The 13,381-nt window shown below is 34.3% G+C and carries 13 protein-coding genes and 1 pseudogene; 11 read left to right on the forward strand and 3 right to left on the reverse strand.

Annotated features, from left to right (window positions below; translation table 11 throughout):
* The first annotated feature begins 35 nt into the window (after positions 1 to 35).
* From LG402_RS04235 to LG402_RS04260, 6 genes and pseudogenes are all read left to right on the forward strand, one after another.
* Entirely contained in the window at positions 36 to 974 is a 939-nt protein-coding gene (locus LG402_RS04235; RefSeq protein WP_227336482.1) for a hypothetical protein, read from the forward strand.
* A 79-nt stretch (positions 975 to 1,053) separates the two neighbouring features.
* Positions 1,054 to 1,653: a hypothetical protein gene (locus LG402_RS04240; protein ID WP_227336483.1), complete on the forward strand. Its 600-nt coding sequence runs from the start codon at positions 1,054 to 1,056 to the stop codon at positions 1,651 to 1,653.
* Positions 1,646 to 2,608, forward strand: a complete 963-nt coding sequence (locus tag LG402_RS04245; RefSeq protein WP_227336484.1) for a hypothetical protein — start codon at positions 1,646 to 1,648, stop codon at positions 2,606 to 2,608. The genes LG402_RS04240 and LG402_RS04245 overlap by 8 nt, the downstream gene beginning before the upstream one ends.
* A 213-nt stretch (positions 2,609 to 2,821) precedes the next feature.
* Complete coding sequence (locus LG402_RS04250) at positions 2,822 to 3,274, forward strand: hypothetical protein (protein WP_227336485.1); 453 nt, start codon at positions 2,822 to 2,824, stop codon at positions 3,272 to 3,274.
* Entirely contained in the window at positions 3,271 to 3,528 is a 258-nt protein-coding gene (locus LG402_RS04255) for a hypothetical protein (RefSeq protein WP_227336486.1), read from the forward strand. Before LG402_RS04250 ends, LG402_RS04255 begins: the two co-directional genes overlap by 4 nt.
* Positions 3,529 to 3,758: 230 nt before the next feature.
* Positions 3,759 to 3,902: pseudogene (locus LG402_RS04260) on the forward strand (PAAR domain-containing protein); the annotation flags it as partial.
* 12 nt (positions 3,903 to 3,914) lie between these two features.
* Here the strand turns inward: LG402_RS04260 and btuF are convergent.
* Together btuF and mtnN are read right to left on the reverse strand one after the other, a co-directional pair.
* Positions 3,915 to 4,742, reverse strand: a complete 828-nt coding sequence (btuF, locus tag LG402_RS04265) for a vitamin B12 ABC transporter substrate-binding protein BtuF (protein ID WP_227336487.1) — start codon at positions 4,740 to 4,742, stop codon at positions 3,915 to 3,917.
* A 104-nt stretch (positions 4,743 to 4,846) separates the two neighbouring features.
* Positions 4,847 to 5,542 (reverse strand): 5'-methylthioadenosine/S-adenosylhomocysteine nucleosidase, encoded by a 696-nt coding sequence (gene mtnN, locus LG402_RS04270; protein WP_166540228.1) that lies wholly within the window; start codon positions 5,540 to 5,542, stop codon positions 4,847 to 4,849.
* Positions 5,543 to 5,669: 127 nt separating this feature from the next.
* Between mtnN and dgt the strand changes: the two genes are divergently transcribed.
* From dgt to LG402_RS04290, 4 genes are all read left to right on the forward strand, one after another.
* On the forward strand, positions 5,670 to 7,178 hold the full coding sequence (dgt, locus tag LG402_RS04275) for a dGTPase (protein ID WP_166540227.1): 1,509 nt from the start codon (positions 5,670 to 5,672) through the stop codon (positions 7,176 to 7,178).
* A gap of 389 nt (positions 7,179 to 7,567) precedes the next feature.
* Positions 7,568 to 8,917 (forward strand): 23S rRNA (uracil(1939)-C(5))-methyltransferase RlmD, encoded by a 1,350-nt coding sequence (gene rlmD, locus LG402_RS04280; RefSeq protein ID WP_227336488.1) that lies wholly within the window; start codon positions 7,568 to 7,570, stop codon positions 8,915 to 8,917.
* A gap of 47 nt (positions 8,918 to 8,964) precedes the next feature.
* Entirely contained in the window at positions 8,965 to 11,202 is a 2,238-nt protein-coding gene (relA, locus tag LG402_RS04285) for a GTP diphosphokinase (protein WP_227336489.1), read from the forward strand.
* 149 nt (positions 11,203 to 11,351) lie between these two features.
* Positions 11,352 to 11,690: a colicin E1 family microcin immunity protein gene (locus tag LG402_RS04290; RefSeq protein ID WP_103005062.1), complete on the forward strand. Its 339-nt coding sequence runs from the start codon at positions 11,352 to 11,354 to the stop codon at positions 11,688 to 11,690.
* A gap of 23 nt (positions 11,691 to 11,713) precedes the next feature.
* On the opposite strand, the gene LG402_RS04295 is transcribed toward LG402_RS04290, so the two are convergent.
* Positions 11,714 to 12,280 (reverse strand): colicin-like pore-forming protein, encoded by a 567-nt coding sequence (locus LG402_RS04295; protein ID WP_166540224.1) that lies wholly within the window; start codon positions 12,278 to 12,280, stop codon positions 11,714 to 11,716.
* 60 nt (positions 12,281 to 12,340) lie between these two features.
* Here LG402_RS04295 and mazG point away from each other — a divergent pair, with 60 nt between their 5' ends.
* Positions 12,341 to 13,138 (forward strand): nucleoside triphosphate pyrophosphohydrolase, encoded by a 798-nt coding sequence (gene mazG, locus LG402_RS04300; RefSeq protein WP_166540223.1) that lies wholly within the window; start codon positions 12,341 to 12,343, stop codon positions 13,136 to 13,138.
* Positions 13,139 to 13,381 lie beyond the last annotated feature (243 nt).

The raw sequence follows: 13,381 nt of genomic DNA on the forward strand, positions 1-13,381 counted from the left end.
TAAAGAAAAATGATAAATATATAGAAGGATTTAAAATGAATAGAGCTAATAAAGCTATAAAATATGTTGAAAAAATAGTCAGTGAAACTATTCGTGATGTGATTGGTATTAACAACCTTATTAATGAAGACTTTTATGAAATTATTAGTGAGTTAGATTCAAATAATAAAGATAGGTATATTGATTATATATCTACTATTAACTTTAATTCATCGGGTATTGCCCTTATTTACATCATTCAAACTTATAGAAGGAAAAATGAGATTTCTTATTCTCTAGAACGTTTTCTATATCATAAAAATCTATGCTTTGTATCAGATTATTTTGATCAATTTGAAAGAGATAAGAATTTTTTTGATCTTGCAGAACAAGGTGAAATCTTATTAATGAATTTTGCTTGTAATTATTTTAAGCCCAGTGAAATTTGTTACGATAAAATAATAGAAAATATTCAATCAGGTAAAATGGCAAACTCACTTCCTATGTATACGCGACCTCAAAAATTAGGCGTATTAGCGATTGAAATGTTAGCCAGTGAAAAAAAGGAAACTATTGATTGGGAAAGTGCGGACATTCCGATTGATCCTTTTTATCAACGCTTTTGCCAAGAGGCTCTCTATTGTGAAAATGATGAAATTTTAATCCCATGGCTGATGGAATTATGCGATAAGCATATTCAATGGTCGGCATTATTTAGTGATTATGTTAATGAGAAAAGTGCAACAGGCTATGAAATTGATATGGAAATACTCATTGCTTGGCCTTTTGAATATCAAGCCGTGAAAAATTTTCGTGCTCGTCATGGCTTAAGTACTCCCATAATCGAGCATCCATTATTAAAAACACCGATGGCTATTGATCATCGTCCTGATATGGTGGGTTGGTTAGAGACTATGCCTGAAATTTATCATCAAATTACAGATGATTTAATTAAAATAAACCCAGAGCTAAAAGTCATTCATACATTATTTTAGTATTAATTTAAAATCACATCATGATCTTAATAAGATATTACAGTCCAATCTTTTTTATGATGGCGTCGCATCATTAAAGTTGGCTCACTTTGTTGGGTATGTAGGTGAAAGCCACGTTATTAATGAGATTAAAAAGGGAACCTTATTTGATAAGCTATTTTTAAAAACCAGAAGTGGGAAGGCACCACTTGCTAACAAAGAATCTAGGATTAAAAATGGCAATACAGATATATCAAACCTTTTATATGGTAAAAGCTTTGATCCTGAAAAAATGATAGCATTACAAAATAAAAAAGGACAAGGAATAGATCTGATTTGTAAGATAGAACCGACTCCACCTCCGCCAGATTGGGTGACTTTTGAAATCAAAACAGTGATGAAAGAGAAATTTGGTGCTAATTCAACGCCCACAGGAGGAAAAGCTAGTGATTTCCAAAAAGACTATATAGGTAATATAAGTAAACATTCTTTATTAGCTCAAAACTCTTTTAAACACGGTGATAATGAGTATAATTTAGGAAAAAAAGAAAGAGATATTTTACTTGATATATATAAAGATATTAATAAAGTAAATTTAGTTGGGTTTAAATTGACGGTCGGTATTGATAATAAATTTAATGTTTCTAATAACAATAAGTATAATCAATTCTATATAATAGAGAGGCTTAACGGTGAATAGAGCTAGTAAAGTTATAAAATATATTGAAAAGATTGTTAGTAAAACAATTAGAGATGTCTCTGATATTGAAGAGTTAATTAATGAAGATCTTAATGTAAATATTGAAAAATTAAAATCAAATAAAAATAATGAAGATAAATATATTGATTATATGTCAGCTTTAAACTTCGATTCTGAAACTATATCCAATATATATATATATCAATTGTATAAAAATATAAATAAAGTACCATATTCTTTTGAGAGATTTTTTTATCATAAGAATATATGTTTTATTCTGGATTATTTTAATTATTTTAATTATTTTAATTGTTTTAATAGGAAAAAAAGTTTTTTAAATCTTGCTTCGCAAGGTGAAATCTTATTAATGAATTTTGCCTGTAATTATTTTAAGCCCAGTGAAATTTGTTACGATAAAATAATAGAAAATATTCAATCAGGTAAAATGGCAAACTCGCTCCCTATGTATACACGCCCTCAAAAATTAGGCGTATTGGCGATTGAAATGTTAGCCAGTGAAAAAAAGGAAACTATTGATTGGGAAAGTGCGGGCATTCCGATTGATCCTTTTTATCAACGCTTTTGCCAAGAGGCTCTCTATTGTGAAAATGATGAAATTCTAATCCCATGGTTAATAGAATTATGCGACAAGCATATTCAGTGGTCAGCATTATTTCGAAATAATGAAAATGAGCAAAGTGCAACAGGTTATGAAGTTGATATGGAAATACTCATTGCTTGGCCTTTTGAATATCAAGCCGTGAAAAATTTTCGTGCTCGTCATGGCTTAAGTACCCCCATAATCGAACATCCATTATTAAAAACTCCGATGGCTATCGACCATCGACCTGATATGGTGGGTTGGTTAGAGACTATGCCTGAAATTTATCATCAAATTACAGATGATTTAATTAAAATAAACCCAGAGCTAAAAGTCATTCATACATTATTTTAGTCTTAATTAAAATTAAACGAAGGCTTTTGTTATAAAATGATACTGACAGCAAAAAGCAAACAGATAATTAAGGACAACATTCTTCAGGAATTCTATATGGAAGCAATAGAATTCCTTGAAGATGAGCATAAATTAGTATTGGATTATTGTAATATAAATAAACTATATTAATATTTTTATTTAAGTATGTTGTTAAAGGAAAACAAAAATATAATGGGTGTCAATGATGGATCAATATTATTAAAATTTATATCTAAACTGGATGAGCTTGAATGGAAGAAATTTCAACACAGATATCCATATATATTAATAAGTAATAAACTCGAAATAATAGATCATTCATCTTATCCTCCGTTTACAAGTTTTAGATTTAAAAATAAAAATACAAAAATTATAGAAATGTTAACTCAAGCTATAAGTAGTTATCAAGGCGATGTCGATTGGGTTTTAATTTCAAAAAAAAGAGAATATTGTAAAGGCATAAACTACTGTATTTTAACTAAGTATGTACAAGATAAAAAAGAGAAAATGAAAAAAATAAATAAAACAACTTACTCTGTGGATCAATATATAGCTGAGAATATGCCTCAATTTGGTCCAATCGCTTATAATGATTTACATTATAATTTTGAAAACAATTATAAAAATAAAAAGTTAATCTTATGAAAATTCAAGAAATTTTACTTATTGAAAGTATAAATAAAGAAATACTCTCCATGTTAGGAATGGATATAACTGTTTTTGAATTTATCTTCTATGCAGAAGAAAATACATTTAATATTAAGAAAGTTATAAATAATCGGGAAACGCTTGATGATCTATCAATTTTAAAAGAGTTTTCTCTCCCTGAGAGGGGAGGTAAATATATTTTTATTCTAATTGATGATTTATATTATAAAAAAAACACTAAAAATAAATGAAACTTCTATTTATAACTATGTTAGGGGTTACTTTAATGAGAATGGAGTTTGTTTTTTCAATGGAAATGTTTTCTTTATTTTAATTGATAAAAATAAAGTGATCCAATTTAATGATGATGGATATATTATTCATTATGAAACACCATTAAAATTAATAGAGAAAGAAATGAGTAAATATTTAAAAAGTAAGTTCATTAAATAAAGATTATTTGAATATTTTTGATGGCGAAGTTTATTGCCCTGCTTGTCAGCAAAAAGGCAAAATTATTGAGGGGGATTCCATGATGAAAATAAACACTACCCCCGTCGCATTAGAAGGGCATAAAGTGCAATGCGGTTGTTTAAAGGGTTGTGTATTAGTGGCTATTGAGTAATTAATTATTTTGCTAATGGTTCGTTGCTATTGCTTCACAAATTTGCTGTGCCGCATTAATAATACGCGGTGCAGGTCGGCTAAAACTGTCTTCATCAATAGCAATAATCGGTACAGTAAGCTGAGGTTGCCAAAATGCTCGTACTGTAGGTATTTGATCTGCTTTACCACTGAATATAATTAAATCAGGTTGCTTTGTAAGTACTTGCTCACGACTTACTTGAGGCCATGCCACAGGGCTATTAGCGAAGATATTTTCACCGCCACAAAGTTCGGTAATATGGCTTTGTAATGTACTGTTTGATGTAGTAAATAACGGCTGCATCCCAAATTGAATAAACACTTTTTTGTTGGGTTGATTCGATATAGTTGATGCATATTGTTGCTGTAATATTTGATATTGCTGGCGTAATTGTTGTGCATTTCTTATCGCAATATCAGGATGATGGCTATAGCTGGAAAGAGTAACGAGATCGTCTGCGATTTCCTCAATACTTTGTGGATCAGAATAAATGATAGGAATACCCAAAGCTTTTAACTGATCTAATGGGCGTTGTGGATTACCGCCTTGCCATGCAATCACTAAATCAGGTTTTAATAATAGAATGCGTTCGATATTAATACCCTGCCAATTAGCGACTTGTTCAATATTTTTAGCAGCCTCTGGATAATCAGAGTAAGCACTAACTCCGACAATATTATCACCCATACCTGCGGCGTAAGCCATTTCAGTGGCTGATGGCGATAACGTAATAACACGATCAGCAGGCGTGGTAGCAATAGCAAAGTTTAGCCAAAATAATGAACAGAGTAATAATCCAAGATTGATAAATAAACGCATTACTTTTCCGATAATAAAAAATACCCACCTATTTTTTATCTTAGAATAAACAAAAAATAAAGGTGGGGTTTTGATAAAACGATATTAGGATTATCTCGACTTAATTAGTCTTTTAATTTATCCAACATCGCTGTCACCATTAAGCTTGATTGTTCTGCAGCAACAGATAAAAACTCATCAAAGCTTAAATGCGATTCTTTATCAGCTACATCAGAAATAGCACGAACCACAACGAATGGTGTGCTGAATTGATGGCAAACATGACCAATCGCAGTGGATTCCATTTCTACGGCAGCAACATCTGGGAATGTACGACGAATGCGCGCTAAAGGCTCTGCACCATTAATAAATGCATCACCACTACAAATTAAACCACGAACAGCATTTAATTTTAGCGATTCAATACACTCTTCTGCAATGCTAATAAGTTTAGGATCTGCAATAAAAGCAGGAGGGCATTGTGCCATTTGACCTGGTTCATAACCAAACGCAGTCACATCTGCATCGTGATAGCGAACTTCTGTTGAAACAACGATATCACCGACATTTAATCTTGAGTCTAAACCACCCGCAGAGCCAGTATTGATAACGACATCAGGGCGAAAATGCTCAAGCAATAAGGTTGTACCAATCGCAGCCGCAACTTTACCAATACCTGATTTTAATAATGCAACATCAACACCATTGATTGTGCCTGTATAAATTTCACAACCGCCACGAGATAAGATTTGGCAATCTTCAATTTTCTCACGTAGAAGTGTGACTTCTTGCTCCATTGCACCTATTACGCCAACTCTCATTGTGTCATACTCACTTGTAGGTTAATAATAAATAGAAATTTAAATAGAGTTTAGCATCTATCGGAAAAACACGATATAACACAAAGAATAGAGAATTCGTTTCATCGAAACCAGAAAGAGGACAGAAATGATCGATTTTAAGCTGAAGTTAAATTATCAACGCAAATATAACAGCAGTGATATCGATATTAACGATGAAATACAGGTTTCTCGTCAATTTGAAAGTGATCGTGGCCGTATTATTAACTCAGCAGCTATTCGGCGTTTACAACAGAAAACACAAGTCTTTCCTTTAGAGCAAAATTCCGCAGTACGTAGCCGTCTTACTCATTCTCTTGAAGTTCAGCAAATTGGTCGTTATATCGCTAAACAAATTATCGGTGAATTAAAAAAACAAAATAAGCTTGAAGTGTATGGCTTAATTGATCGCATCGATAGCCTTGAAAGTTTAATTGAGATGGCGTGCTTAATGCACGATATTGGTAATCCCCCTTTTGGTCATTTTGGTGAGGCTGCGATTAAGCATTGGTTTCAAAAAGTATTATCACCAGAGGCGACAGCCGAATTTGATAGTTGTCCGTTTATCCCTATGCAGTATTCAGCTAAAGTGCAATTAAATGAATTGCGACAAACTTTACGCCAAGATTTATGTCAATTTGAGGGTAATGCTCAAGCTATTCGAATGGCGCATCATCTTCTTAAATTGAATTTAACTTATGCTCAAATTGGCTGTGTATTAAAATATACCCGTCCCGCTTATTGGCAAGGTGAAGTCCCTAAAGAATATAGCTATTTAATGAAGAAACCGGGGTATTACTGGTCCGAATTAGCATTCGTAAAAGAAGTACAAGAAAAATTAGATATGGGGGAATTTTGTCGCTTTCCTCTCACATATATTATGGAAGCTGCCGACGATATCTCGTATTGCATTGCGGATTTAGATGATGCGGTAGAAAAGGGGATTTTTGATATCAACCGTCTTGTTCAGCTTTTACGAGATGCATGGCGTGAAAATGGTGATGTGACCGAAGGTGATTTATTTGATATTACTGTGAATCGTGCTTATAAAAAAGTCGATCAAAATGAAGCCAAACGCAGTATGCAAGATCAATTCTTTATGTATTTACGAGTTTATATTACAGGGAAATTAGTCCCTTATACGGCATATCGATTTATAAAAAATCTTCCTCAAGTTTATGAAGGAAGTTTTAACCATGCTTTATTGGAAGGAAATAGTGCCGAGCATCGTTTATTAACAACCTTAAAAAGTGTTGCTAAAAAATGGGTGTTTAGCCATCCTGAAGTTGAAGAGCTTGAAATGAAAGGATATCGCGTGATCAGTGGATTACTCGATATCTATAAGCCCTTGCTTTTATTATCAACTGAAGATTTTTTAAGATTGCATAAATATAACGAACATCCTAAATATGTCATTGAGACGCGTTTATATCATAAGCTTTCTGTTAAACATAAACTGGCTTATAACGAAATGTTAGAAAAGCTAAATGATATAAATACTGAAAGAGGAAAAATTTTAGAGTTTTATTATCGTACCAGATTAATTCAAGATTATATCAGTGGAATGACGGATCATTATGCTTATGAAGAATATAGAAAATTAATGGTTTGTGATTAATTTGTAATCATTAAGAAAAATGCTATCTAATTGATTGGTGATAATTTTTAGACTTTTCTTAGAGATAATAAAGATTTATTAAAATAACAGAAAATTAATGTTATTAATTGTAAATATATTCAATATAAAAGTTATATATAATATTTGTTAGTTATAGAACAATATAAAATCCATAAAACGAATGTCTTAGGTTGTTATCATTAAAAGTTTTCTCAATTTAACAAAAATATTGCTTATATCAGTTAAGTAAATAACTTGTTCGATGTTATACTCTTCCCATGTTTTCTTCTGAAATGCATAGTCATTCATGTAACGCTGAAAAACATACAGCGTATTCTAAAACGATGTCATTTCACTGTTAATCCGTCATTGATACTTAATTTAATACTATGGTGCAGTTTTATTCCCCTAAAAAACGTCCTGCGAAAAAACAGGCGACAACTCTGGAAGTGACCGCCAGTGCATTGGATGCAAATGGTCAAGGTATTGCTCATGCTGAGGGCAAAACGATTTTTGTAAAAGGATTACTCCCACAAGAAACTGCTCGTATTCGTTTAACAGAAGAAAAGCGCCAGTTTGCTAAAGGCGAAGTTATTAAGCGTTTAACTACCAGTGAACAGCGTATAACGCCTCATTGTGAATATTATGAGCGTTGTGGTGGGTGCCAGCAGCAACATGTACCTATTGCGCTACAACGTACAACAAAAGCAGGTGTGTTATCGCATCTTATTAAACGTGAAACGGGTGTGGTGATTTCAGCAGAGCCTGTTATTGCGGGCGCTGAATATGGTTATCGTCGTAGGGCAAGATTGGGTTTGCGTTATCAGCCTGAAAAGGGCTTGGTAATGGGCTTTCGCCAAGAACGCTCTAATGATTTGGTTATGATAAAAAAATGCCCAGTATTAAAACCTCAGTTAAATGATTTATTGTCTCCTCTTTGGGCATGTCTTAAACAATTAGCATCAGTACGTGATTTAGGACATGTTGAAATGGTGCTGGCTGATAATGGGCCGTTGGTGATTTTACGTCATTTATCACCATTGCCAGAGAGTGATAAACAGAGTTTGCGTGATTTCTCTCAAACTCATCAAGTTACGATGTATCTTGCAGGTGATAATAGCGAGATAGCACGATTAACTTCAATTGAGAAGGAACCCTTCTATCAAATAGAAGGTCTAAATTTACGTTTTGCACCTACTGATTTTATTCAAGTAAACGATGAAATAAATCCTAAGATGGTTGCTCAAGCTATTGAATGGCTTGATTTATCACCAGAAGATCGCGTGTTAGATCTGTTTTGTGGTATGGGAAACTTCACTTTACCTATCGCAAAACGTGTCAGTGAAGTGGTGGGTATTGAAGGTGTACCTGCGCTGGTTGAAATGGCGAAAAAGAATGCAGAACTAAACCAATTAGGTAATGCTCATTTTTGGCATGCAGATTTATCGGCCGATTTTTCTGCGATGTCGTGGTCGAAAGAAGGATTTAACAAAGTGTTGTTAGATCCTGCAAGAGCAGGGGCTTTGGAGGTAATGTCACATATTGTGAAGTTATCCGCAGAAAAAATCGTGTATGTCTCCTGTAATCCGACCACGTTAGCCAGAGATAGTAAGATATTATTAGATTCTGGATATCAGTTAACCGGTTTAAAAATGTTGGATATGTTTCCACAAACAGGTCATCTGGAATCAATGGCACTGTTTAGTCGAAAGTCAATTTATTTGAAAATGAACAGTTAGCCAGTAAATAAGTCGCAAATAAGATTTATACCGTGTAGGGAGAGAATATGGTTGCAGTAAGAAGTGCTCACTTAACACCTGCAGGAGAGTTTGCTGTTGATAAATGGGTCAACAGCTTGAACTTAACCCATGTCAATGCAGGTAGTGAAATCATGCAAACCTGGGAATACTGCCATCGTACTGTTCAAGGGCGTGAAGATGCCGAACTGTTATTATGGCGTGGTGTTGAAATGGTTGAGCTTCTTTCGACACTAAGCATGGATAAAGACAGCATGAGGGCAGCGCTTCTTTTCCCGCTTGTTGAAGAAAATCTTATTGATCAGGAAATCGTAACTGAACACTTTGGTGATGCTATTTGGAGCTTAGTGCGTGGTGTTATGGAGATGGACGCCATACGCCAATTAAAAGCGACACATACCAATGAAACAAGCTCAGTTCAGGTGGATAACGTGCGTCGTATGTTGTTATCCATGGTGGAAGATTTCCGTTGTGTGGTCATCAAACTTTCAGAGCGTATTGCCCATTTACGAGAAGTGAAAGATGCCACTGAAGATGAGCGCGTACTGGCTGCTAAAGAGTGTTTTAATATTTATGCACCATTAGCCAACCGATTGGGTATTGGTCAATTAAAATGGGAATTAGAAGATTTTTGTTTCCGCTATCTTCATCCTGATGAATATAAAAAAATAGCAAGCTTGCTTCATGAGCGTCGTATCGATCGCGAACAGTATATTGATAATTTTGTCAGTACAGTACGCGGTTATATGAAAGAAGAGAATGTCGATGTAGATATCTATGGACGTCCCAAACACATCTATAGTATTTGGCGCAAAATGAAGAAAAAGAATCTCGCATTCGATGAGTTATTTGATGTGAGAGCGGTACGTATCGTCGTGGAACGGCTTCAAGATTGCTATGCGGCATTAGGGATTGTGCATACTCATTTCCGTCATTTACCTGATGAATTCGATGATTATGTCGCAAATCCAAAACCTAATGGCTATCAATCTATTCATACTGTTGTGTTAGGGCCTGAAGGCAAAACAGTTGAAATCCAAATACGTACTCGCCAAATGCATGAAGATGCAGAATTAGGTGTGGCTGCGCACTGGAAATATAAAGAAGGTGCAACTGGTGCTGCGACGAAAGGCGGTACAGGCAGTTATGAAAACCGTATTGCATGGTTACGTAAACTGATTGCATGGCAAGAGGAGATGGCAGATTCTGGCGAAATGTTGGATGAAGTCCGTAGCCAAGTCTTTGATGATCGGGTTTACGTCTTTACACCAAAAGGTGATGTAGTTGATTTACCAGCAGGCTCAACACCACTTGATTTTGCTTATCATATTCATAGTGATGTGGGACACCGCTGTATTGGGGCAAAAATTGGCGGACGTATTGTGCCGTTTAGCTATCAATTACAGATGGGTGATCAAATTGAAGTTATCACGCAAAAACACCCTAATCCAAGTCGTGATTGGTTAAATCCTAACTTAGGCTATGTCACTACAAGTCGTGGGCGTGCGAAAATTCATAACTGGTTCCGTAAGCAAGATCGCGATAAAAATATTCTTGCAGGTCGCCAAATTTTAGATAACGAATTGGCACATATGGATATCAACATGAAAGAAGCAGAGAAACTGCTGATTGCACGTTATAACGTTCATAGTGTTGATGAAGTATTAGCAGGTATTGGTGTTGGTGATATTCGAATCAACCAGTTGGTGAATTTTATTCAAAGTAGATTGAATAAAGCTACTGCGGAAGACGAAGATAAAGAAGCGCTGCGAACACTCGAGAACAAAACGCCAGCACCAAGAGCCACAGGATCTGGTGGAAGTATTGTTGTCGAAGGCGTGGGTAACTTAATGCACCATATAGCACGCTGTTGCCAACCTATTCCAGGTGACAATATTGTTGGTTTTATTACTAAAGGCCGAGGTATTTCGATTCACCGAGCAGACTGTGAACAACTTGCTGAACTGCTTTCTCATGCACCAGAACGTATCGTTGATGCGGTATGGGGAGAAAATTACTCTAGTGGTTATTCATTAGTCGTTCGTGTTGTTGCTAATGATCGTAGTGGATTATTGCGTGATATCACCACTATTTTAGCAAATGAAAAAGTTAATGTGCTAGGTGTCAGTAGCCGTAGTGATGTGAAGCAACAAATTGCGACAATTGACATGAATATTGAGATTTATAATCTCCAAGTATTAGGTCGTATTTTGGCAAAACTTAATCAGTTGCCTGATGTGATAGAAGCGAAACGCTTTTCTCACTAAAATATGAAAATGATAAGATGCCGAGACAACTGTTCTCGGCATTTTTTTATCTAAAAATCAGAAAAACTGTATATTTAGTTAGTAATTAAATTGTTATGGTTTATTTAAAATAAATATGGTTTTAAATAAAAGGGATCTAGTAGATAAATATGAAGATAACTAAACAATATTATATTAAAAATATGTGTTGGGGGTGGTTTATTGGTGCTCTATTTTTATACTCTTGCTTAGAATATGAGTTGAAGTATGAAAGTCTGATGTTGTTAATTAGTATTGCTGGTATTGGACTATATCCGTTGGCTAAATGGGGGATTGAATGTTTTTTTCTTCAATTTACTACCAAAGAATTTTGGAATCGAGGACTATTTTCAGATACAGCAGGTAAAGCTGGTGGCTTGGCTTTATATAGTTTCATTGTGTTTTTATTATCTATACCAATTACAATAATTTTTATATTATTCGTGTTAGTGAAAAGGTTGCTTTTCTAAATAAACAACCTTTAAAGTATTAATTAAATACCAATCAAATTATTGGCTTTTTCAATTAAGTCGTTATCAATCAATGCTCCAATACTTGCTATGAGCAATCCATATCCTAATATCCCTATGGGACCACCTAGAAGCACACTAAATGTAAATCCTGCTACAGATGTAGCCGCCATTCCTGCAAATATAGTCTCAGCTTTAACAAAAAATGGACGCCAATTATCTGTCTCTGTTGCTTTTATTAACTCTATCCATAAATCTTTGACGTCAAGGGCTTTACTTACAAAAAACATACCTTTACTAAATTTTTTTAATTTTTGAGCTATATCATCGAGTTTGATCGATTCCAATGCGGTTGCAATAGCTTTACGATCTTTGGCATTAATTCTTCTATTGATATCCGCTTTGTATTTTTCGTAAGCTTTTAGCGCATCATCAACGTTACGGATAGTTTTTCCTCTGGTTTGTTGTGCTAAAGATTCCGCTAATTTCCTTGCTTTATCACCATAAGCATTAAACACTTCTTTCAAAAAAGTTATTTTTAAGATCTTGAGCTTGAAATGATAAGATGCTGAGACAACTGTTCTCGGCATTTTTTTATCTAAAAATGTGTTAAACAGGATAAAGCTCACTCTTATTTAAAAGGCAATATGATGTCAGAAAATCGTGAAATCTTTCGTTTATTAGAAATTATGGCGCAGTTACGTGATCCTGATACGGGATGCGAATGGGATAAAGTGCAGACTTTTGACACTATCGCACCTTATACCTTAGAAGAAACGTATGAGGTGTTAGATGCTATTACTCGTAAAGATTTTGCTGATTTAAAAGAAGAGTTAGGCGACTTACTTTATCAAGTTGTTTTTTATTCACGTATGGCGCAAGAGCAAAAGTTATTTGATTTTAATGATGTTTGTGACGCCATTAGTAATAAGTTAGAACGTCGTCATCCTCATATTTTTGCCTCTGAAAGCGAAAACAATTTATCAACAGAAAAACATCGCTGGGAAAAACTTAAAGCGCAAGAGCGTGAGGCAAAAGCACAATTTTCATTATTAGATGATATTCCCACTACATTACCTGCTTTAATGAAAGCAGAAAAAATTCAAAAGCGATGTGCTTCTGTTGGGTTTGATTGGAATGAACTTGAACCTGTTTTAGGTAAAGTGTTTGAGGAAATCGATGAAGTGATGGCTGAAGTGAAAAAAACGCCCCAAGATGCGTCTAAAATCGAAGATGAATTGGGGGATTTACTATTTTCAGTTGTAAATTTATCTCGGCACTTAAAACAAAAACCAGAACAAGCCTTAAATCGTGCTTGCCGAAAATTTGAACAACGTTTTCGTTTTGTTGAAAAAACGCTCTCAGAAAAAGGTGTAGGCATAGAAAATGCTTCATTGGAAGAGATGGAGATCTGTTGGCAGAAAGCAAAGAAACAACAGATTGAGTGAATTGTGACACGCAAATTAACGCCAGCGTGACATAAAATGCGATAAAAATAGCCTGTAACATCTCGTTTTTTCAGCTATTTTTATAAAAACTCTTAAAGATAGAAATTATAAAAGGTAATTTCGTTTTTTTGTTTTTAGGTAATTTTAAATATTGCAGTTACATTCTATTGCATTAAAAATGTGATTAACCTCAAAAAAATTAAAAGCATGATCATAAGCAAAAGATCTCGCTATAAACCTGCT

Origin of the sequence: Proteus sp. NMG38-2, assembly GCF_020640995.1 — a bacterium.
Taxonomy (GTDB): Bacteria; Pseudomonadota; Gammaproteobacteria; order Enterobacterales; family Enterobacteriaceae; genus Proteus.